The sequence below is a fragment of the Acidovorax sp. 210-6 genome (genome assembly GCF_010020825.1).
Classification (GTDB): Bacteria; Pseudomonadota; Gammaproteobacteria; order Burkholderiales; family Burkholderiaceae_C; genus Simplicispira; species Simplicispira sedimenti.
This window is the reverse complement of the sequence record NZ_JAACJE010000001.1, coordinates 588,381-610,483: the sequence shown is the minus strand read 5'-3', so window position 1 is coordinate 610,483 and position 22,103 is coordinate 588,381. Positions and strand designations below refer to the sequence as shown.

Sequence of the window (22,103 nt, the reverse complement as noted above, 5' to 3'; positions counted from 1 at the left end):
GAAATACCCGATCGAAAGGGTCCCAAGTGACCACACCCCTTCGTTTCCTGATTGTTGACGACTTCTCCACGATGCGACGCATCGTCCGCAACCTGCTCAAGGAAAGCGGCTTTACCGAGGCCGACGAGGCCGAGGACGGGGTCGCTGCGTTGAACAAGCTGCGCAACAGCAAGTTCGACTTTGTCGTTTCTGACATCAACATGCCGAACATGAACGGCTTTCAGTTGCTGGCTGAAATCAAGGCCGATGAAAAGCTCAAGCACCTGCCGGTGCTGATGGTGACCGCCGAGGCACGCAAGGAAGATATCGTTGCTGCAGCACAAGGTGGGGCGGCGGGCTACATCGTCAAGCCGTTCACCAAGGCCACGCTGGAAGAAAAAGTCACCCTGATCATCAAAAAACTGGGGTTGTAGGCGCCATGGACCACGGCAACATGCAGGATCCGACGCCCCCAGAGGGCGACAACCAGGACATCCACCACAAGATCGGCCATCTCACGCGCCAACTCCATGATGCGCTCAAGGAGTTGGGGTATGCCGAGCAATTGTCGGCCACCGTCGGCGAGTTGCCTGATGCCCAGAGCCGCCTGTCCTACATCGCCCGGCTCACCGGTGATGCCGCCGAAAAGGTACTCAACCGCGTGGATCAGGCCAAGACGCACAACGACAGCCTGGCCAGCGAAACACGCGAGGTCATCGCCGCGATGGTGAAGAACCCGGTGGCGGCCGTGGCCACAGGCAGGATCATGAATTTCCTGCGGGATGTGGAACGGGCCACCCAGACCACGGACGAACACCTGACCGAGATCATGATGGCCCAGGATTTCCACGACCTCACCGGACAGGTGATTGCGCGCGTGGTCACTTTGGCAGGCAACATCGAACAGCAGTTGGTGCAGTTGGTGATCGAAACGGCACCGCCCCATGCCATCCCGGCGCCCCCGGAGCCCAAGCGCGAGCATCTGGCTGGCCCGGTGGTTGATCCCGAAGGCAACCCGGACGTGGTCACGGACCAGTCGCAAGTGGACGACCTGCTCGCCAGCCTCGGTTTCTGACCCGACATCCACCCCATTTCCAAGCCTGAATAAGCGCGGCCTGCCGCCGCTTTTCAGGCTTTAGTTTTGCCCACCCCTGGCCACAATGGCATGACAGACCCGTCATGCCATCATGGAATCGAGCCAGGAACGCAATCTACCCGCCACCGAGCGCAAGCTGCAGAAGGCCCGCACCGACGGCCAAGCAGCCCGCTCGCGGGATTTGTCGCACCTGGCCATTCTGGGCACCGGCGCGCTGGTGATGCTGTCGCTGGCACCCCTACTACTGGAACACCTGCTGCAAGGCATGGGGCAGCAACTGGTATTTGATGCTGCCACGGTGCAGTCCCCCTCGTCCATGCTGAACCGCCTGCAGCACATGGCCGCCACAGGGCTGATCGCCAGCGGCGTGTTTGCACTGCTGACCGCTGGTGCGGCACTGCTCTCCGCTGTGTTGGCAGGGGGGTGGATCTTCAGCACCAAGCCCATGGCGCCGCAATTCAACCGGCTCAATCCACTGACCGGATTTGCCAACCTGTTTTCCAAGCAGCAGTTGGCCAACGTGGCCAAGATGGTGCTGATGACCGCCATCCTGTCCAGCGTGGCCTGGAACTACATGGGCCGCAGCATCGACGAAGTGGCCATGCTGGTGCTGCAACCGTCCAACCTGGCATTGCGCCATGTGGCCCACTGGCTGACGCAGGGCCTGGGCCTGCTGTTGCTGGTGGTGCTTCTGGCCGCCATGGTCGATGTTCCCCTGCAGGCTTTCTTCTTCAAGGACCGGCTCAAGATGTCGCACGAAGAAGTCAAACAGGAGCACAAGGAATCCGACGGCAACCCCCTGCTCAAGAGCCGCATGCGCCAGCGCCAGCGCGAGATTGCCGATGGCTCCAGCATTCCAGCCGTTCCCAAGGCCGATTTTGTGGTGATGAACCCCACCCACTATGCGGTGGCGCTGCGCTATGACGAGCACACCATGAATGCACCCCAGGTGATTTCGCGCGGCACCGACCTGCTGGCCTTCAAGATCCGCGACATCGCCCAGGCGCACAAGATCCCGGTGCTGCAATCGCCCGCCCTGGCGCGTGCCCTGTACGCCCATGCCGAGCTGGACCAGCCCATCCCTGCCCAGTTGTACGCCGCCGTGGCCCAGGTGCTGGCCTACGTGTATCGGCTCAAGGCAGCCCTGCGCGGCGAGGGCCGCATGCCAGACACCATGCCCGATCCCCACATTCCGCCTGAACTCGACCCGCACCACCGGGCCGCCACCCAAGGGCTGCAGCCATGAAACTCTCGCTCCAATCCGCACAGCAATGGGCCGGGGCCAACAGCGCCGCCATGCAGGGCCTGTCGGCCCCACTGCTCGTGGTCGCCATCCTGGCGCTGATGGTCTTGCCCATCCCGCCCTGGTTGCTGGACACTTTTTTCACCATCAACATCGCCGTGGCCTTGATGGTCATGATGGTGGCGGCCTACATGCTCAAGCCGCTGGACTTTGCGGCCTTCCCCACCGTGCTGCTGCTGACCACGCTGATGCGCTTGTCGCTCAACGTGGCGTCCACCCGTGTGGTGCTGCTGGAAGGCCACACCGGCCCAGGTGCAGCGGGCGCGGTGATCGAGGCCTTTGGCCACTTCCTGATTGGCGGCAACTTTGCCGTGGGCCTGATCGTGTTCTCGATCCTGGTGGTCATCAACTTCATCGTGATTACCAAGGGTGCCGAGCGCATTGCCGAGGTGTCGGCGCGCTTCACCCTGGATGCCATGCCCGGCAAGCAGATGGCCGTGGACGCAGACCTGAACGCGGGGCTGATCGACGAAAAGGAAGCCAAGCGCCGCCGTGCCGAGGTGCAGGAAGAAGCCAACTTCTTCGGCTCGATGGATGGCGCCTCCAAGTTCGTGCGCGGTGACGCGGTTGCCGGCATTCTGATTCTGCTGATCAACATCGTGGGTGGCTTTGCCATCGGCATGTTGCAGCACGGCCTGTCGGCCGGCAAGGCAGCCGATACCTACATCCTGATGGCGGTGGGCGATGCGCTGGTCGCCCAGATTCCGGGCCTGTTGATCTCGGTGGCTGCGGCCATGGTGATTTCCCGTGTCGGCAAGGAAACCGACATGGGTCAGCAGATCGTGCACCAGTTGCTGACCTCGCCCCGCGTGCTGGGCGTGACGGCAGGCATCCTGATCTTCCTGGGGCTGATCCCCGGTATGCCGCATGTGGTGTTCCTGGCCGTGGGCTCGCTGCTGGGCTACTTTGCCTGGGTGCTGATGCAGCGCGCCAAGGTTCCACCACCCGAGGAAGCCCCTGCCCCGGTGCAGGGCGACGGCGAGGCCACATGGGACGACCTGCAGCCCGTGGATCTGCTGGGACTGGAGCTGGGCTACCGCCTGATTGCACTGGTGGACAAGACCCGCCAGGGCGACCTGCTCACCCGCATCAAGGGCGTGCGACGCAAATTCGCACAGGAAGTGGGCTTTCTGCCGCCTCCGGTCCATGTGCGCGACAACCTGGAGCTCAAGCCCAGCGGCTATCGCATCACGCTGCGCGGAGTGGTGGTGGGCGAAGGCGAGGCCTTCCCCGGCATGTTCCTGGCCATCAATCCCGGTGGCATCACCACCCCGTTGATCGGCACCCCCACCACCGACCCCGCCTTTGGCCTGCCCGCCCACTGGATCGACGAACGCCAAAAGGAAGCCGCGCAAATGGCTGGTTTTACCGTCGTTGATTCGGAAACCGTCCTGGCCACCCATTTGTCACACTTGATGCAAGTGCAGGCCGCCAAGCTGCTCTCCCGTACCGAAACCCAGCAACTGGTGGAGCACGTGGCCAAGCTGGCCCCCAAGCTGATCGAAGAAGTGGTTCCGAAAATGGTCTCGATTGCAACGTTCCAGAAAGTGCTGCAGCTGCTGCTGGAGGAGTCGGTGCACATCCGCGACATCCGCACCATCATCGAAACCCTGGCCGAGTACGCAGGCGCCATCACCGACCCGGGCGAGCTGGCCCGCCGCGTGCGCATCGCACTCTCGCCCGCCATCGTACAACAAATCTACGGCCCCACACGGGAACTCAACGTCATCGCCATCGAACCGGGCCTGGAGCGCCTGCTGATGCAGGCGCTGGGCAATGCCAGCGGCCCTGCGCTCGACCCCGGCGTGGCCGACCTGCTGACGCAGAAGGCCGCAGAAGTCGCCCTCAAGCAGGAGGAAATGGGCATGCCCGCCTGCCTGCTGGTTCCCGATGCGATCCGTGGCGCCATCTCGCGCCTGGTGCGGCGCATGGCCCCCCGGCTGCAGGTGCTGGCGCACAGCGAGATCCCTGAGACCCACACCATCCGCATCGGCCCCATCCTCAAAGGAGCATCGGCATGAACATCAAACGCTTTCACGCGGCCACGTCCCGCGAGGCGCTTGCCAAGGCCCGCATGGCTTTTGGTGACGGCACCCTGATCCTTTCCAACCGTCCCACCCCCAATGGCGTGGAAGTGGTGGCCACCACGGAAGAATCGCTCGGCGCACTCGACAGTGCTGCCGAAACCGTGACCGAACGCCGCCCAGAAGCGGCCCCCACCCCAGCCGCCGGACGCAAGTCGCTGCAGGAACGTGCGGCGCTGTCCGGTCCGCGCAGCCCCATCAAGGAAGACACGGAACAGCTGGCCATGAGCACCCTGTCCTTCCAGGACTATGTGCGTGAACGCATGTTGCGACGGCGCAGCGAGGCCTTGCAGCAGGTCAGCGGCGTCTCCACCGCCGAGATCGAGCGCGCGCCCGAAGCACCCCCGGCGAACCCTGCAACGTTCAAGAAGCACAACCCGCTGCGCCAGGTCAACCATGAGCTGCCCGTGCGCACGCCACGCCGTGAAGCACCTCCCCCCGTATCCCTGGCCGCCCCTGCCGTGGACACCCAGGGTCTGATGCAGGAACTGCACTCCATGAAGGAGCTGATCGAGGACCGCTTCAACACCTTGTCGTGGCTGGGGCAAGCACGCCAGGACCCCATCCAGTCCAACCTGATGCTCAAGCTGATCCGCGCCGGATATTCACCCACGCTGGCGCGCGCCGTCTTGGAGCGCATGCCCGAGGGCATGGACGCCGCCGAGTCGGTACGCTGGCTGATGGACGTGCTGGAGCACAACCTGCACACCGACGCCGGCCAGCCCGCCATCTACGAAGAGGGTGGCATCTTTGCCCTCGTGGGCTCCACAGGGGTGGGCAAAACCACCACCACGGCCAAGCTGGCAGCACTGTGCGCCCGCATCCACGGCCCCGGCAGCGTGGGTCTGATCACCCTGGACACCTACCGCATCGGCGCCCATGACCAGTTGCGCAGCTATGGCCGCATGCTGGGCATCGTGGCCCACCTGGCGCACGACCGCGCTGCACTGCAGGACCTGCTGGGCCTGCTCAGCGGCAAGAAGATGGTTCTGATCGACACCACCGGCATCGCCCCACGCGATCCCCGCAAGCGCGACATGCTGGAGGTGCTGGACCTGCCCGAGGTGCAGCGCCTGCTGGTGCTCAATGCCAGCAGCCACGGCGACACGCTGGACGACACGCTCGCTGCCTTCAAGACCACCGGGGCGCAACAAGCCATCCTGACCAAGATCGACGAAGCCGTGAAACTCGGCCCCGCCATTGACGCGCTGATCCGCCACCAGATGGTGCTGCGTGGCGTGACCAACGGCCAGCGCGTCCCGGAAGACTGGGAATCGGCCAATGCCCATCAGCTCATCGCCAGCTCGATGCGCGCTCCGGCGCGCTCGGCCTTCGACCCCAAGGCCGCCGACCTGAGCTTCTTCTTCACTCCGTCCAGCGAGCCCGTGCTGGAGAAGGGACTGGTCGATGCTTGAGTTCGGATTTCACCAAGGCGCGGGGCTGTCCAGCCACATGCCCCAAAACGACTTGCAGTTGCTGGCCATGGCCAGCACGCAAGACACCAACGGCGGCATGGAAACGCTGTGGCAGTTGTGCCTGCACCTGCAACACCTGGGCTACCCGGTGGTGGTACTGGATGCCACCGCACCCGAGAACCCGCGCAGCCCCGGCCTGCAGCAGCTGCTGGCGCACAGCGCCCGCGCGCAGGACATGCGCCCCGCTGCAGGCGCCGCCAACACCCTGGCCGTGCTGCCTGCCAAGCTGGGCCTGCAAACCCTGCTGCAGCAAGCCGAGCCCGGACAACCCCTCCTGCCCTTGCTGCAACCGCTGCTGCGCAGCTACGCGCTGGTGGTGCTGCACGCCCCCATCGACGTACTGGCGTCGCCCCTGCTGGATGCCAGCCTGGCCACACCACTGATCCTGATGCCGCCCGGCCAGAACGGCGTGATTGCTACCTACCGCCAGCTCAAGCTGCTGGCCCTGCACGCGGGACTCAACGGCCTGGTGGCCTGCATGGCCCGCTCCTACCCGGCCCAGCAGTTGCGCCTGGCACAGGACTCGCTGGAATCGCTGCGCCGCTGTGCCATGCGCCACCTGGGGCAGCAACCGCGCACCACGCTCATCCGCGCCGATCGCCCGCAGGAACTGCAGCGCCTGGCATTGCAATGGCTGGAAAATGCCTGCACCATCAGCGCACCGGGCACCTTCTCTGCGCTACCATCCATTCCCAAAGCAGGCTTCCCCACGTACATCGCCCAGAGCCATTGAAGTGACATACACCGCCAAAGGCCAGCTTGATCGCAATGCCATGCTCCAGCAGTATGTTCCGCTGGTTCGTCGGCTTGCGCACCACATGATCGCCAAGCTGCCTGCGAACGTGGAGCTGGACGACCTGATCCAGGTCGGGATGATCGGCCTGAACGACGCGCTGACACGTTTCGAATCGGCCCAGGGCGTGCAGTTCGAGACCTTTGCCACGCAGCGCATCCGTGGCGCCATGCTCGACGAATTGCGCGAAAACGACTGGATGTCGCGCAGCTCACGCAAGAGCCAGAAAGACATCGAAAAAGCCGTCCAGCGCCTGGAACAAAGGCTCGGACGCAGCCCCCTCGAATCCGAAATTGCCGTCGAACTGGACATGAGCCTGACCGACTACCAAAGCCTGCTGAGCAAGGTGCGCGGCACGCAGCTCGTCTATCTTGAAGACATGACCCGCGGCGGGGAAGACGACGAGGGCTTTCTGGACCGGCACGAAACCCCCGACTCCGAAGCCGACCCCATGGCGCTGCTGCGCAACCAGCGGCTGCGCAGCAGCCTGGTCGGTGCCATCCAGTCACTGCCCGAGCGCGAGCAGTACATCATGGGCATGTACTACGAGCACGATATGAACCTCAAGGAAATCGCCGCCGTGCTGGGCGTGACCGAATCGCGCGTCTGCCAATTGCACAGCCAGGCCATTGCGCGCCTGCGCGCCAAGATGCGCGCACACTGAGCTTTCGCAAAAAGCACTCCGCCACACCTACCGCTCGGACATGAAAAAGGGCCGCTTGCGCGGCCCTTGGAGCGAGAGAGAAGTGGCTCTCAGGCAGAGCTTACATGCCCATGCCGCCCATGCCACCCATGCCGCCCATGTCGGGCATGCCGCCGGCAGGTGCGTCGTCCTTCGGAGCTTCTGCCACCATGCACTCGGTGGTCAGCATCAGTGCAGACACCGAAGCGGCGTTCTGCAGTGCGGTGCGAGTCACCTTGGTGGGATCCAGAATACCCATTTCGATCATGTCGCCATAGGTGTCGTTGGCAGCGTTGAAGCCGTAGTTGCCCTTGCCAGCCAGCACGGCATTGACCACCACGCTGGGCTCGCCACCGGCGTTGGCCACGATTTCGCGCAGGGGGGCTTCGATGGCCTTGAGCACCAGCTTGATGCCGGCGTCCTGGTCAGCGTTGTCACCCTTGATCTCGCCAGCAGCCTGACGTGCGCGCAGCAGGGCCACGCCACCGCCGGCCACGATGCCTTCTTCCACGGCAGCGCGGGTGGCGTGCAGGGCGTCTTCCACGCGGGCCTTCTTTTCCTTCATTTCGACTTCGGTGGCAGCGCCAACCTTGATCACGGCCACGCCGCCGGCCAGCTTGGCCACGCGCTCTTGCAGCTTCTCGCGGTCGTAGTCGGAAGTGGCTTCCTCGATCTGAATGCGGATCTGCTTGACGCGCGCCTCGATGTCGGCAGCCTGGCCTTCGCCGTCGATGATGATGGTGTTTTCCTTGCCCACTTCAACGCGCTTGGCCTGGCCCAGGTCGGCCAGCGTGACCTTCTCCAGCGTCAGGCCCACTTCTTCAGCGATGACCTTGCCGCCCGTCAGGATGGCGATGTCTTCCAGCATGGCCTTGCGGCGGTCGCCAAAGCCAGGGGCCTTGACGGCCACAACCTTCAGGATGCCGCGGATGGTGTTGACCACCAGCGTTGCCAGGGCTTCGCCTTCGACTTCCTCGGCGATGATCAGCAGCGGACGGCCGGCCTTGGCGACTTGCTCCAGCGTGGGCAGCAGGTCACGGATGTTGCTGATCTTCTTGTCGAACAGCAGCACGAAGGGGTTGTCCAGAATCGCAGCTTGCTTTTCGGGGTTGTTGATGAAGTAGGGCGACAGGTAGCCACGGTCGAACTGCATGCCTTCAACGACGTCCAGTTCGTTGTTCAGGCTCTTGCCGTCTTCCACGGTGATCACGCCTTCCTTGCCGACCTTGTCCATGGCGTTGGCGATGATTTCGCCGATGCTGGAGTCAGAGTTGGCGGAAATGGAGCCGACCTGGGCGATTTCCTTGGAGGTGGTGGTGGGCTTGGAAGCCTTCTTCAGCTCTTCGATCAGGGCAGCCACGGCCTTGTCGATACCGCGCTTCAGATCCATGGGGTTCATGCCGGCGGCCACGTACTTCATGCCTTCGCGCACGATGGCCTGGGCCAGCACGGTGGCGGTGGTGGTGCCGTCGCCAGCGTTGTCAGAGGTCTTGGAAGCAACTTCCTTGACCATCTGGGCGCCCATGTTCTGCAGCTTGTCCTTCAGTTCGATTTCCTTGGCCACGGACACGCCGTCCTTGGTCACGGTGGGGGCGCCGAACGAGCGCTCCAGCACCACGTTGCGGCCCTTGGGGCCCAGGGTGGTCTTGACCGCGTTGGCCAGGATGTTCACGCCTTCAACCATGCGTGCGCGGGCTTCGCCGCCGAAAACTACGTCTTTTGCTGCCATGTTTGGCTCCTACAGAATTTGAATCAAATTGGCCGCTAACGCATGTTTATCAAGCGCCAGCAGCTATGAAAAAGTGAGTGAAGCGAAAGGAATTACTTCTCGACGACCGCGAACAGGTCGTCTTCCTTCATCACCAGCAGCTCGTCGCCATCGACCTTGACGGTCTGGCCGCTGTACTTGCCGAACAGGACGCGGTCGCCAACCTTGACGCTCATCGCGCCCAGTTCGCCCTTGTCGTTCTTCTTGCCCGGGCCCACGGCCAGCACCTCACCCTGGTCGGGCTTCTCGGCGGCGTTGTCGGGGATGAAGATGCCCGAAGCGGTCTTGGTCTCGCTCTCGATGCGCTTGACAATCACGCGGTCGTGCAGGGGGCGAAGTTTCATTTGTTGCTCTCCTAGACAAAAGGATGTTTTCACTGGCGATGCCCCCCGACTACCGGGGAGCACAAAAACCCAGCCGAGGCATTGTTAGCACTCATGGCTGACGAGTGCCAATGATAAGGGCAATTCAGCGGCTTTCAAGGGGTGGGGCTTTGGCCCAGGTCGGGCATTCAGGCGCAACAAGCATGCATCCCACGGGTCGATGCAGCGAAATTCAAGGGCATCGACTGTTCCAAAAAACGAAACAGTCAGTTTTATACCGGATGGTTTTTCTTTGAACCACTGAGGCGTACAGTTCAACCCATCGATGAACCACCGCCCCAGGCGACTCACCGAAGGCGGATGTGAACCAGGCACTATGCCCCGTACGCATCCGGTGACTCACCCATCGTTGATCCAAAGGAAACCACCATGTCGTTCTCTCGCACTCTCTCCATCGCTGCTGTTGCTGCCTTCGCTTCTGTGGGCGCCCAGGCCGGTGAACTCTACGGAGCAGGCTTTGACACCCAGGCGCCCTCGACCCTGAGCCGCGCCGCCGTGCACGCCCAGGCCGTGGAAGCCGTCGCGCAGTTCAAGAACTATGAAGTCGTCAATGCCGAGCCAGCCGCAACGTCCACCGTGAGCCGCAGCGAAGTGCGCAGCCAGGCCGTGGTCGCCAACCGCGCAGGCACCATTGCCTCCGGCAACCGCAGCTGATAGTTCCAGCCTCATGCCCAGCCCGCACGGCCCCAGGCCCTGCGGGTTTTTTGTTGTGCGCACAATGCTTGGAGTGCAAGGCTGCGCATGACAGAATCAACCCTCATGCCCGCCTCCACGGACTTCCTCCACACCCAACAGCCTGCAGGCCCCGCCGAGAGCGCCATGAACACGCTCTACCGCGCAGCGCTCGGGCCCATCCGGCCCGAAAGCTACCTGCCGCGTTTCGAGCGTTTTGACACGCTGGGCCGCACCCAGCCCGGCTGGAATTGGGCCGCCAGCCTGTGCACGTTGAACTGGATGGCCTTGCGCCACCTGTGGACGCCCGCCCTCATCTACGTGGCCGCCGCCGAAGGACTGGGGCTGCTGCTGTTTGGCGCCATCCGCACCCTGCTGCCCTGGCCGGAACCCGTGCAATGGGGCTTGGTGGGCGCCTATGCCCTGCTTGCCTTTGCCCTGCCGGGTCTGTATGGCGACGCCATCCTGCACACCGAAATCCGCAAACGCATCGCCCGTGCGCTGGCCAGCACCCGCAGCCTGCCCGAAGCCTGCGCCCAACTGGAACAGCAGGCCGCCAGCAAGCGCCGACTGGCGGGCCTGGCGGCGCTGAACGCGGGACTGCTGGGTGTTGCGGCACTGGCTTACCAGTTTCTGCCCCAGGGCAACCCCGCAGAAACACCTGTGCCCCCTGCCATACCCGAGGCCCCGGTACCCAGCATCAGCGCCAGCGCACCACAGGAAGCCGCCAGCGGCGCACTCCTGTCCCCGCTGCCCGAACCTGCCCCCACTGCATCGGCCAGCGCCGCCACCGTAGCGGCCAGCGAACCAGCATCCGCCCAGCCAACGGCCAGCACGCCTGCTGCCGCACCACCCGTTCTGGAGCAGTTGCCGCCTCCCTCCCCCATGGCCGCGCCCACTCCCACCGCTTCGGCCGCCACACCACAAGCCTCAGGAACCAGTCCCCGCAGCGCTGCGGTCAAACCCGCCGCCAAGCCCGCACCTGCCGCGCGAAAACCCGACAGCAAAGCAGTCACCGCCCCGCAAGCCCCTGCCAGCGCACCCGAGGCGCCCACACCACAGGCCACTGGGGCATCGGCCCCAGCGACCGGCGAGACCCTCCCGCAGGTCGGGAGTCAGCCGGGCTACTACATCAACGTGGGACTCTTTGCCGAAGAAGCCAATGCACGCAAGGCCCAGGCCAAGCTGCTCAACGCAGGGCTGCCTGCCTTCCGCCAAAGCCTGGACACACCCAAGGGCCAACGCATCCGCGTGCGCGTGGGCCCCTACCCCAGCGCAGCACAGGCCCAGGCGGCGGCGCGCAGCATCAAGGCGCTGCACTTGGATGCTGTGGTTTTTCGGCAAGGCGCCTCCGAGAACCGCTGAAGTCAGCAGGCGCCATAGCTATCTGTACGGATACAAAAAGTCACAGTCCACTGCTACCATGGGTCGAAAACATACGGTGCACTTGGGCCACCCCCCGCACCTTGCATAACCAGGAGCGCTGACCCATGCCCGGAACCCATCTTGAAGCACCGCTGTTCATCAAGGAGATCAGCGAATCTGCGGTGGACATTGCACGCACGCCCTTTTTCTTCAACGATGGCGGCGCCCCCACATTTCTGGATGCGCCACCGGCGGGTGCCACTGCCTTGACACCGGCGGCCACCGACCCCGCCATGGCCCAGGGCAACGAATATGCCGTGGCCCAGGTGATCGGCGTCAAACCCAACCCGCCGTATGGCTTGGAAACACAACTCGGCTTCGCTGCAGAGCAAGTGGCCTTTGCTCCCCTTTGGGCCACGCGTGACATTGCTGCCGCCTTCGGCATCACGCTGGTGGAGCCGGGGCAAGTGGTCCAGGTGCGCAGCCCTGTGGTGCACCTGCAGCAGATCGAATACGAGTACGGCGTGTTCGCAGGACACTGGTCTCCCTACCAGGGAACAGGCAACAGCCTGCTCAGTGTGGTGTGCACCGACCTGGAGCACCACGACTTTCCCCATGTGTTCGCATCCACGGACGCCAGCCAACCCCTGGTGATCTCGGTTGGTCGCTATTGGCCCCGGCTGGGCCGCATCCGGCTGGCAGACCTCTGGGTGCCACGCGGCAGCGCGCTTTGCATTCCCCCCAAACCTGCGCTGGACAACCCCGAATGCATTGACCTGCACAACAACCGCAACTCTGCACGCGCCTGCTGGGGCAACATCCATCAAGGCAGCATCACCACCCACACGCTGCTGCAAAAAAACCACGGATTTTTCTACTGGTACTGGAATGCCATTGCCACCACGCATGGCACACCAGAGAAAGTGCGCTAGCAACGACGGCACCATTGCGAGGAGGAACCCGGCATGTCCTACATGGGTGAACTGAACAACGACAGCGCGGTGTACCGCACCCTTCTGGAGTCCACCAAGGCGATTCCATGGAGGATCGATTGGGCCAGCAAACGCTTCTCCTACATCGGCCCACAGATCGAAGAGCTGCTCGGCTGGACGCCCGAGAGCTGGATGAGCGTCGAAGACTGGGCCGCCCGCATGCACCCCGAGGACCGCGAGCATGTGGTCAGTTTTTGCGTCGCTCAATCCCAGGCGGGAGTGGACCACGAGGCCGACTACCGCGCACTGACCAAAGACAATGGCTACGTGTGGATCCGCGACGTGGTGCACGTGGTACGCACCCCACAGGGCGAACCTGAGGCACTGGTCGGCTTCATGTTCGACATCAGCGAACGCAAAAAAACCGAAGAAAAGCTCCTGGCGTTGCAAAAGGAACTGGAGGCCCTGTCCTTCAAGGACGGACTGACCAACATTGCCAACCGCCGCCGCTTTGATGCGTGCCTGCAGGTGGAATGGGAAAGCGCGCGCACCAACCGCCATCCGCTGTCGCTGCTGCTGTTCGACATCGACTACTTCAAGCAATACAACGACCTGTATGGCCATGTGCGCGGCGACAAATGCCTGGTGGACATCGCGCAGACCCTGAGCCTGGCACTGGATGGTCCCCGCGACTTGGTCGCCCGCTATGGCGGAGAAGAATTCATCGTGCTGCTACCTCAGGCCGATGCCAACGTCGCCCTCAACGTGGCCGAACGCTGCCAGCGCCTGGTGCAGAAACAGGCCATCGCCCACGCGCAGTCGCCCCATGGGGAGCACATCACGGTGAGCATTGGCGTGGGCACGCTGATCCCCAGCGAGGGCTTGAGGCCCTCGGACTTCATCGACGCCGTGGATCAACAGCTGTACGCAGCCAAGAAGAACGGTCGCAACCGGGTGGAGGTTTTGACACTGGGAGACGTCACTCCACCGTGACGCTTTGGACGAGGCAGAGGCGTGTGCCGCCACGTCACTTCGCTGCGCGAAATGAGTGGCGTCCAAGCCCAGAAACCTCGCGCCTGCGGCGCCGACGCTACGCGTCGGCCCATAGCGCGCCGGTCATTCGACCGTCACGCTCTTGGCAAAAAGACAGGTTGTGCCGCCACGTCACTTCGCTGCGCGAAATGAGTGGCGTCCAAGCCCAGAAACCTCGCGCCTGCGGCGCCGACGCTACGCGTCGGCCAAGAGCGCGCCGGTCATTCGACCGTCACGCTCTTGGCAAAAAAGACAGGTTGTGCCGCCACGTCACTTCGCTGCGCGAAATGAGTGGCGTCCAAGCCCAGAAACCTCGCGCCTGCGGCGCCGACGCTACGCGTCGGCCCAGAGCGCGCCGGTATTCTGGGTAATTAAAGTCGTAAACACCGGCATAGCATTCATGCGGGTTCCCAGGCTCTCAGTTTTGAGTGGCGCCAACTAAAGTCGTAAACACTCAGGATCCCTGATTTCGCCAGAATCATCAGCCTTCAAGCAAGCCGATAGCTCCCCTTTTTCCCCTCACGAACCGCTCCCACAGCGATCACTCGGCGGATTGCCAAACCTACAGAACCCAACGGAATTCCCGCGCCCTGGCCGATGATTGCGTGAGTCAAAGGCTTCCAACTGCGCCGATCCAAAACCGTCTTGAAATAAGCCAAGATCTTTTCGTCATTGGCACTCATGCGGCGAACCTGACCAACAACCGGCGCCCTCTTCTTGAGCCCTTGTTTCTGCCGTGCAGGCTTCACGACCGCATCTTCTGCACTTTGACTGCTTATAGCGTTTGCACCCCCACGAGAGCGAGTGCTGCGATCTGCGAGCGCCACCAATACCGACGTGTCGGCTGCAACAAGTTCAGCTGCGGATCCGTACATAGTCTTGAGTTGCTCTTCCAACACCTGTAATTCGTGCGCCATCCGGGCAATGGAGCGTAACTGCGCATAGGCTCGGTCGGCTTTATTGCTGAAGGGCTCGCTGGCAACGATACCAACTAGACGGTTTGCGTTCAGTTGAGCTTCCTGTGCAAATGCTTGTCGAGCCGCATACAGGCTTTCACCAGCCTGCTGCAGTGCAAGCAATGTCGAAGGGGCGATAGACATTTAGGCTCCGGAGTTGCATTGACGCCGATTGAACAGCGTGCAGTGAATTTCGTAAAAGATTCGAGTGTATGGGAGCGCCGTCAGGCGTGCTGCGCAAGCGCCCGCCCCGCACTGCTCCTAGAATGGATTGGTCTGCTTGGAGTCGCCAGCAGAAAACATCAACCCATTGACCTCACGAGACTATCAACATGGCCACTGCAAAGAAAGCTCCCGCTCCCGCCAAGAAGACCACGAAGCCGGCACCCGCCGCCAAGAAGGCCGCCGTGACTAAGCCCGTGGCAACCATCAAGCCCATCAAGACGGTTTTCAACAAGACCACCCTGGTGGCCCACCTGGTCGAGCAGTCCGGTGTCGAGCCCAAGGCCGCCAAGGCCGTGCTCGCCGCGCTGGAGTCGGCGATCCTGGGCTCCGTGCACAAGAAGGGCTCGGGCGAGTTCACCCTGCCCGGCCTGATGAAGATCGGCCTGCAGCAAGTGCCCGCCAAGAAGAAGCGTTTTGGCAAGGACCCGTTCACCGGCGAAGAGCGCTGGTTCCCCGCCAAGCCCGCGTCGGTCAAGATCAAGACGCGCGCCTTGAAGAAGCTCAAGGACGCGACGCTCTGATCCCCGTACAACTTGGCGCTGCCCATGAGCAGCGCCAATTGCTCACTCCAGCAGATGTAGCGACAGTGCGGTCAACGCGACGGTCGTGCTCCACAAAAATGGCGACGAGCGATAGGCACAGTGCTATGAGACCCTCACTGTGACTGGCCTTCATCCGCACACCGGATGGGACTGGCGGTCAGTTCCAATTGGAATCGAGCCTGAAGACCTGACTCCGGCACCGGTTTACGCCATACACGACGATGACCGCCAGAATTGCCTCACTGCGAAGAACACAGCCGGAAGCCCAAGCCTGCTGGCGCAATATTCACCCTTGATTGGGACGAATACCATGCGCAAGAAAACCGATAAAAATATTGGCCACTTCGTCGCTTCCAAGGCTGCCATCGATATGCATCCATTGAGTAATCGAGCTAACAGCGCCCATGAACCAGAACACCGCCAATTTCACGTTGCACGGAGCAATGGAACCATCCTGAACACCCCCCTCGAGCACTTTGCGCAGCTCTAGATCAAATTTTCGCCGACGCAAAGTGATTTTTTTCTGATCCGCTACAGTCATACCGGAGAAATCCTGGAGGATCGCCGGTGCGCCCATTTCATCCGTTAGCAACGAGATGTAGTTCTTAATGAAGGCCGAGATCCGACCGAAACCAGTATTTTCCGAAGCGATCGCGTCTTGCAAGACGCGATCTCCCAAATGCATGGCAAGCTCATGGCATTCGTAGACAAGTTCCTGCTTGTTCTTGAAGTAGTAGTAGAGGGCAGGCTTGGTGACGTTGAGCGTTTTTGCAATTTCGTCCAAGGACACATTCTTGTACCCATGGCGGCCAAATGCGCGCGAAGCTTCGGCAATGACAGCTTGTTTTTTGAGCTGGTACTGCTCATCCGCGCCGCTGACCGCATTGTTCCATTTTGCGCCCTTGCCCGATCTCTTGGCAGCGTTGCGTGTAGGTGACTTGGGCTTTGCCTCAATTGGCGTACTCATTGGTGTTTTTTTCCTTGAGGGCATTCGTATCGCTAACTGAGGCAAATGATATCGAACTGCTTTCGCCGGTAGGGCTGCGACAAAAGGCCATGCTCATCAGCCAGCCAAGATACTGCGCGCAATAATCAACTTTTGAATGTGACTAGCAGGCTGCTGAAATACTCCCCACTGCAGCCCGCCCCATCTCTCCATTTTTGGTGAGTTTGCCTGTTTTTTGAGCAGTTCGGCCCTTTTTTGCTCGTTTCCGAGGCATTTCCCCTGCCTTCTACACCCCTTTGGCACCCTGCAGACGCACCTGTCCCAAGGTGCGCATGCGCGTGAGGTTGTACGCAGCCATGTTCAGCACAAACAGCTGATCGACTTTTTGCAGTCCGCGCACCATGACTTGCCGGATGTTGCCGATCCACTTGGCCCAGCCAAAGCCCTGTTCAATGAGCTTTCTCTTTTGCTGAGACATGGCATACCCTTCGCTGTTTGCTATTGGCTCAGGTACCGCCGACTGGCGTCCTGACTTGTTCTGCGCCACATGGGGCAGTACGTTCATCTCTTGCAGGGCTTGGATGAACTCTTTGGCGTCGTAGCCCTTGTCTGCGCCCAATGTGATGGTGACGGATGCGTCATCGGGCAGTGCCTGACGGGCATCGTTGATCATGGCCTTGGCCGCTTCGCGCTCTGCATACCCGTCGGCCTGGGTAACTACGGCACTGACGATCAGGCCGTTGCGGTTGTCGCTCAAGGTGTGGCCCATGTAGCGCAGTTCGCTGGCGGTGTTGCCTTTGCGATAGAGCCTGGCATCGGCATCCGTGCTTGACTGGTGGGTGTCGTTGCTGCGGGCTTGGCCTTTGAAGTTGCCAGCGTCATTGCCATCACCGCCGTCTTTGCGCACAAAGCTCTTGTGGCCCGCCCAGGCCTGGATCAGGGTGCCGTCCACGCTGAAGTGTTCACCACTGAGCAGTTCCTGCTCTTGGGCTTGCTGCACGATCTGGTTGAAGAACTCGATGACGGCATCGTGCTCGATAAGGCGTTCGCGGTTCTTGCTGAAGACGGTGGGCACCCACACGGCATCGTCCATGGCCAGGCCAATGAACCAGCGAAACAGCAGGTTGTACTGGGTTTGCTCCATGAGTTGGCGCTCCGAGCGCACGCTGTAGAGCACCTGAATGAGCATGGCGCGCAGCAGTTTCTCGGGGGCAATGCTGGGACGCCCGCCTTTGATGTCGGCTGCGTACATCTGGGCAAACAGCTCATCCATGTTCGACAGGGCCTTGTTGACCATCACACGGATCACGCGCAAGGGGTGATCTGAGGGCACGAAGTCATCGAGGTGGCGCATGGTGAACAGGCTCTCGGTGAAGGTGTCGGCTCCGCGCATGTCTGGCTCGTCTGTCTGGTCGCTGGGGTGCCTCGATTGTCCTGCAAAGGCGCCTCACGGGGAGCGACGAAAGGGGTATTTCAGCAGCCTGCTAGTGCCTTCGTAGATCTTTGTAACGCGCACATCGCGATAATAGCGCTCGACCGGGAAGTCGTTGACATACCCGTAGCCACCATGCACTTGCAGCGCCGCAGAACAAACCTTTTCGGCCATTTCACTAGCATAGAGTTTAGCAACGGAGGCCTCCTTACTGGTTGGCAGGCCCGCATCCGTAAGACGAGCTGCATACAGCATGTACTGGTGCGCCACCTCGACCTGCATGGCCATTTCCGCCAAATCAAAGCTAATGGCCTGCAGTTTGGTGAGTGGCTTGCCATAGGCCTCGCGCTCATTGGCGTAGCGGATGGCCGCCTCCAACGCCGCACGGGCAATGCCGATGGCCAGCGCAGCAATTGCGATGCGCCCATCGGACAGCAGCGATAGTGCTTTGCCATACCCACGCCCTTCCTCGCCGATCATGTTCTGAACTGGAACACGCATGTTGTCCAGCTGAATCTGAGCCGTGTGGGCCGTGTGCTGGCCCAGCTTTCTTTCGATGCGCAAGCATTGATAGCCTGGATCTTCGGGGTCCGCGATGAACAGGCTGAAGCGGTGACGGGCACCTGGTTCTGCAGTTGCTGCCACGACGAGCGCAAAGCCCGCTTCACTGCCGTTGGAAATCCATTGTTTGCTGCCATTAATCACATAAACGTCACCATCCCGCTTAGCCGTGGTCCGGATGGCAGCGGTATCCGAACCTGCATGGGGCTCTGACAATAAAAAGGCACCAATGCGCTTGCCACTGGCCAGATCGGGCAGATAGCGCGCCATCTGCTCTTCGGTTCCAAAACTACGTAACACGTGCGCAGCTGAGTTGTGGACGTGCATCATGGTGGCGAAGCCACCATCGGCCGCTGCGAATTCTTCAATAGCTAGGCAATACTCCACAAAAGAAAGCCCGGAGCCGCCGTGGGCTTGCGGGGCGAGCATGCCCATGAAGCCTACGTCGGCAACTGCCTTGATTTCGTCGTGTGGCCAAGCCTCCGTGCGGTCACGTTCGGCAGCCGTGCTACCCACCACTTCAGTCGCGACACGCCGGGCAGACTCCCGAATAATGACTTCTTGTTCGCTCAGCAATGCATTGGAAACGATGCTCATAAACTCATCCTTGAAAACTTGGAAAACGGCTGACCCATTGCGGTCAACCCAGCCAGCGCTTGCGGCGGCGGTAATGTTTCATATCGCGGAAGCTCTTGCGCTCCCCATCGACCGTCAGACCGAGGTAGAACTCTCGTACGTCCTCGTTGGTCTTTAAGCTGCTGGAGGGGCCCTCTAACACGATCCGTCCGCTCTCCATCACATAGCCGTAGTCGGCCAAGTCCAGAGCGACGCGGGTGTTTTGCTCCACGATCAGCAGAGTCAGACCGCTGGTCTTGAGGTCATTCAGCAAGCCATAGACCTCATCGACCATCAGCGGAGCCAGGCCGAGCGAAGGCTCGTCGATCATCACCAGCTTTGGCTTGGCCATCAGGGCCCGTCCAATTACCAGCAATTGCTGCTCGCCGCCCGACAGGTAACCTGCTGTGCGAGTACGCAAGGCTTTCAGACGCTTGATGCGGCTATACACCTCATCCAGCATTTCCTTGGCGTCGCCAGCGCTGCCCATATGACCACCCACCACCAGGTTCTGCTCCACTGTCATGTGGCGGAGAACCTTGCGCCCTTCCATGACATGTACCAACCCCTTGCGAACGACATCGACGGGGTTGGCACCGGTGATGTCCGCACCATCAAATTGAATACTCCCCGCCGTAACACGACCATCCTCTGTCTTGATCAGGTTGGAGATGGCCTTGAGCGTGGTGCTCTTGCCAGCGCCATTGGCGCCCAGCAACGTCACGCACTGTCCAGCGGGGACTTTGGCGGTAATGCCTTTGACAGCAAGAATGACGTCGCTGTAGAGGACTTCAACGTTGTTCAGTTCAAGCACGGGTAGCTCCAGATGATGTGGCCTGGGTCTCGGTAGCCCGAGACCCAGGCCGATTTGCATTTACCACTTGCTCAACACAGGAACCGGAACGTTCTGCTCGAGAAGTTTGTACTTTCCCTTTTCGACGGTGCCGATGTTGACGGCTGTGCCCGAGGTCGGGAACGGCGCATCATTGTTGAACTTGATATTGGGCAACAAGCCAAAACTGCGTTCAGTAGGCATGGGGGTGGACACCAGTGCAGCGCGAACCTCTTCGCCCGTCACACCGCCAGCACCTTTGACCTTGACAACGTTCTCAACGGCACGAACCGTCAACATCGCTTGGCTCATTCCCATAATGCAGGCGGAGTTATAGGCTGCTTGCAACTTGTACTGGCTGCGCAGTTTCTCGAAAAAATCCCGTGCCGGTGTTGCGCCTTCGGCGGCCATGGCCATGCCATAAACCTCATAGTTTCCATCCATTTGGCTCAGGTCACCCAGCGCTTTCCCTGACGAAAGCAAGCCGTTGTGTGCGCTAACCACTATCGGAATATTGGTTTTCCCAAGGCTTTGCAGGGCGCGCCGTGTCGCCACTACCGATGCTGTATTGTTGAACACCTGCAGTACCGTGGCCCCCTTGCGGACCAGGCGGCTGACCTGCTGGGTCAGGTCGGTCGGCTGTGCTTCGGTATAAATCGTTTCAACGACTTCAATGATCTTCGGATTGTCCCTAGCGAACTTCTCTACACCTTTGTGGATGTCCACGTAGGCCGGCGATACTTCCGATGAAATCACCCCCACCTTGAGAGGAGCAAGCGAACCCGACTTCTTCTGCATCCACACATAAAACGCAGCCGCTTCGTGCGGGTAAGTGGCACGGGCATTGAACACCCAGTTATCACCCTTCCAAGCGAATCCATATCCTGCTGTCGACTGGACAAGAGGCACCTTGTCACTAGGCAAGCGCTGCTGCAGCGCATTGGTATCTGCACCGCCCACACCCAGAACAGCCACCGGGTTGAGTTCGGACTTGATGCCTGGCCAGAGGCTGGCCACTTGGGCAACGTCATAGCGGGTGTCGAAATCCTTGATTCGCAATGCCACGCCCTGCGCCTTACCGACCTCTTCGCTCCACCACTCGAGTACCGCACGGCGGCATCCCGTCATGTCTTTCATGATGTCTGCGAAAGGTCCGGTGAAGTCAGCCAGGCCAGCCACGTTGTAAGTAGTCTGAGCTTGTGCCATGCCGCCAAGGCACAAGGCTGACGCCAGCAAAGCGCCGTGTTGCCTCAGTTTGACCATTGCCGACAACTTTGCTCGATTCGTTTTCATAAAAAAGTCTCCTTTTGTAGTGGCGCTTTGCTTTGGAGCAGCCCTTCCCAGCGCCTAAGGTGGCTGCAGAAAACAGGATTGCGGTCAATATGGGTAGGGCCACATGCGATAAGACCGCTTGACGATGTTCCACCGGTGCATCAGACCGCGTGGCTCAAAGATGAGAAAGGCCGCGATGACTCCACCCAGGAAAATATTCATCACTGCGAAAACAACGTCTCCACCCAGAAAGGAAAAGTTCTCGACCAGTGAAGGGCCCACGATGGTGATCGTCTCCTGGGCCGTACGGATAACAAACACGCCGATCAGCGCGCCTGTCACCGACCCCATGCCACCCACAATAATCATTGCGATAAACCATATCGAGTGGATCAGGGTGAACTGATCAATCGCCACGAACCTGACGTAGTAAGCCCAGAGCCCTCCACCTATGCCCGCGTAAAACGCACCCAGCAAGAAGGCAAGTACCTTGGCGCGCACGACATTGATGCCCATCATTCCTGAGGCCACGTCGTCATCACGCACTGCTGCAAATATTCGACCATGTCGGCTGCGTGCGACGCCGTAAGCGCCCGCAATCATGATGAAGGCCACTACCAGACACAGGTAGTAAATGCGGGTATCGGTATTGAAAACGAAACCAAGGAACTGTGCTGGTTCCAGAGTGATGCCGTTTGATCCCCCCAGCCACTTGGCAGGCAGGTTGAGCACAAAGAAGTGGAACAAGATCTGCGCAGCAATCGTGGTCAAGGCAAGGTAAAAACCCTTTATGCGCATTGCGGTTAATCCAAACACCAGCCCAAAAAGCGCCGCGCACAGCCCGCCGACGGGCAAAGCCAGCCAGAAGGGCAGGTGCCCTTTCGTCGCGAGGAGCGCTGTTGCATACGCACCAACCCCCATGAACGCAGCTTGGCCCAAATTGATCTGGCCCGCTAGACCAGTATTGATCTGCAGCCCCATGACCACCACTGCAGTAATCAGCATAGAGGTCATGATCGCCACCCAGCGGACCTCGCTGATCAGGGGCAGCGCAAACAGCGCGATAACAAACAAGCCCAATACCACCGCCTGGCTGCGCGTGCGAATTAATGCTTGGTCTTTGGCGAAAGAAGTCGCGAATACACCTGCGGGATCCAT

Annotated in this window: 21 protein-coding genes; 12 read left to right on the top strand and 9 right to left on the bottom strand. The window is 61.0% G+C overall.

Annotation, left to right across the window (positions count from 1 at the left end; genetic code table 11):
- Nucleotides 1–26: 26 nt before the first annotated feature.
- The 7 genes from cheY to GWK50_RS02795 all read left to right on the top strand — a co-directional run bounded on the left by cheY (nt 27) and on the right by GWK50_RS02795 (nt 7,394).
- Entirely contained in the window at nt 27–413 is a 387-nt protein-coding gene (cheY, locus tag GWK50_RS02825) for a chemotaxis response regulator CheY (RefSeq protein WP_162015193.1), read from the top strand.
- Nucleotides 414–418: 5 nt separating this feature from the next.
- Nucleotides 419–1,054, top strand: a complete 636-nt coding sequence (locus tag GWK50_RS02820) for a protein phosphatase CheZ (RefSeq protein ID WP_242455273.1) — start codon at nt 419–421, stop codon at nt 1,052–1,054.
- 112 nt (nt 1,055–1,166) lie between these two features.
- On the top strand, nt 1,167–2,321 hold the full coding sequence (locus tag GWK50_RS02815; protein ID WP_162015192.1) for an EscU/YscU/HrcU family type III secretion system export apparatus switch protein: 1,155 nt from the start codon (nt 1,167–1,169) through the stop codon (nt 2,319–2,321).
- Complete coding sequence (gene flhA, locus GWK50_RS02810; RefSeq protein WP_162015191.1) at nt 2,318–4,399, top strand: flagellar biosynthesis protein FlhA; 2,082 nt, start codon at nt 2,318–2,320, stop codon at nt 4,397–4,399. Before GWK50_RS02815 ends, flhA begins: the two co-directional genes overlap by 4 nt.
- On the top strand, nt 4,396–5,877 hold the full coding sequence (flhF, locus tag GWK50_RS02805; protein WP_162015190.1) for a flagellar biosynthesis protein FlhF: 1,482 nt from the start codon (nt 4,396–4,398) through the stop codon (nt 5,875–5,877). The genes flhA and flhF overlap by 4 nt, the downstream gene beginning before the upstream one ends.
- Nucleotides 5,870–6,670, top strand: coding sequence for a hypothetical protein (locus GWK50_RS02800; RefSeq protein WP_162015189.1), 801 nt, complete (start codon nt 5,870–5,872; stop codon nt 6,668–6,670). The genes flhF and GWK50_RS02800 overlap by 8 nt, the downstream gene beginning before the upstream one ends.
- A gap of 1 nt (nt 6,671) precedes the next feature.
- Nucleotides 6,672–7,394 carry an RNA polymerase sigma factor FliA gene (locus GWK50_RS02795; protein ID WP_277950287.1) on the top strand — a complete coding sequence of 241 codons (723 nt, stop codon included), beginning with the start codon at nt 6,672–6,674 and terminating at the stop codon, nt 7,392–7,394.
- A gap of 100 nt (nt 7,395–7,494) precedes the next feature.
- Here the strand turns inward: GWK50_RS02795 and groL are convergent, their stop codons facing one another.
- Together groL and GWK50_RS02785 are read right to left on the bottom strand one after the other, a co-directional pair.
- Nucleotides 7,495–9,141, bottom strand: a complete 1,647-nt coding sequence (groL, locus tag GWK50_RS02790; protein WP_162015187.1) for a chaperonin GroEL — start codon at nt 9,139–9,141, stop codon at nt 7,495–7,497.
- Nucleotides 9,142–9,233: 92 nt separating this feature from the next.
- A complete protein-coding gene (locus tag GWK50_RS02785; protein WP_119964467.1) occupies nt 9,234–9,524 on the bottom strand; it encodes a co-chaperone GroES in 291 nt (96 codons plus the stop codon).
- Nucleotides 9,525–9,932: 408 nt separating this feature from the next.
- Here GWK50_RS02785 and GWK50_RS02780 point away from each other — a divergent pair, with 408 nt between their 5' ends.
- The 4 genes from GWK50_RS02780 (at nt 9,933) to GWK50_RS02765 (ending at nt 13,525) form a co-directional block, all read left to right on the top strand.
- Nucleotides 9,933–10,217, top strand: coding sequence for a DUF4148 domain-containing protein (locus tag GWK50_RS02780; RefSeq protein WP_162015186.1), 285 nt, complete (start codon nt 9,933–9,935; stop codon nt 10,215–10,217).
- An 87-nt stretch (nt 10,218–10,304) separates the two neighbouring features.
- Nucleotides 10,305–11,600 (top strand): SPOR domain-containing protein, encoded by a 1,296-nt coding sequence (locus tag GWK50_RS02775; RefSeq protein ID WP_242455272.1) that lies wholly within the window; start codon nt 10,305–10,307, stop codon nt 11,598–11,600.
- Between the two features lie 125 nt (nt 11,601–11,725).
- Complete coding sequence (locus GWK50_RS02770) at nt 11,726–12,532, top strand: hypothetical protein (RefSeq protein ID WP_162015185.1); 807 nt, start codon at nt 11,726–11,728, stop codon at nt 12,530–12,532.
- Between the two features lie 33 nt (nt 12,533–12,565).
- On the top strand, nt 12,566–13,525 hold the full coding sequence (locus GWK50_RS02765) for a sensor domain-containing diguanylate cyclase (protein ID WP_162015184.1): 960 nt from the start codon (nt 12,566–12,568) through the stop codon (nt 13,523–13,525).
- Between the two features lie 527 nt (nt 13,526–14,052).
- On the opposite strand, the gene GWK50_RS02760 is transcribed toward GWK50_RS02765, so the two are convergent.
- Complete coding sequence (locus GWK50_RS02760) at nt 14,053–14,664, bottom strand: hypothetical protein (RefSeq protein ID WP_162015183.1); 612 nt, start codon at nt 14,662–14,664, stop codon at nt 14,053–14,055.
- Between the two features lie 188 nt (nt 14,665–14,852).
- Here GWK50_RS02760 and GWK50_RS02755 point away from each other — a divergent pair, with 188 nt between their 5' ends.
- Nucleotides 14,853–15,266, top strand: a complete 414-nt coding sequence (locus GWK50_RS02755; protein ID WP_162015182.1) for an HU family DNA-binding protein — start codon at nt 14,853–14,855, stop codon at nt 15,264–15,266.
- Between the two features lie 307 nt (nt 15,267–15,573).
- On the opposite strand, the gene GWK50_RS02750 is transcribed toward GWK50_RS02755, so the two are convergent.
- From GWK50_RS02750 to GWK50_RS02725, 6 genes are all read right to left on the bottom strand, one after another.
- Nucleotides 15,574–16,254, bottom strand: a complete 681-nt coding sequence (locus GWK50_RS02750; RefSeq protein WP_162015181.1) for a TetR/AcrR family transcriptional regulator — start codon at nt 16,252–16,254, stop codon at nt 15,574–15,576.
- A gap of 265 nt (nt 16,255–16,519) precedes the next feature.
- Nucleotides 16,520–17,626, bottom strand: a complete 1,107-nt coding sequence (locus GWK50_RS02745; protein ID WP_162015180.1) for an IS5 family transposase — start codon at nt 17,624–17,626, stop codon at nt 16,520–16,522.
- Between the two features lie 54 nt (nt 17,627–17,680).
- Nucleotides 17,681–18,823 (bottom strand): acyl-CoA dehydrogenase family protein, encoded by a 1,143-nt coding sequence (locus GWK50_RS02740; protein ID WP_162015179.1) that lies wholly within the window; start codon nt 18,821–18,823, stop codon nt 17,681–17,683.
- A gap of 43 nt (nt 18,824–18,866) precedes the next feature.
- Entirely contained in the window at nt 18,867–19,715 is an 849-nt protein-coding gene (locus GWK50_RS02735) for an ABC transporter ATP-binding protein (protein WP_197904966.1), read from the bottom strand.
- Nucleotides 19,716–20,966 carry an ABC transporter substrate-binding protein gene (locus GWK50_RS02730; protein ID WP_162015177.1) on the bottom strand — a complete coding sequence of 417 codons (1,251 nt, stop codon included), beginning with the start codon at nt 20,964–20,966 and terminating at the stop codon, nt 19,716–19,718.
- 84 nt (nt 20,967–21,050) lie between these two features.
- Nucleotides 21,051–22,103 carry a branched-chain amino acid ABC transporter permease gene (locus GWK50_RS02725; RefSeq protein ID WP_162015176.1) on the bottom strand — a complete coding sequence of 351 codons (1,053 nt, stop codon included), beginning with the start codon at nt 22,101–22,103 and terminating at the stop codon, nt 21,051–21,053.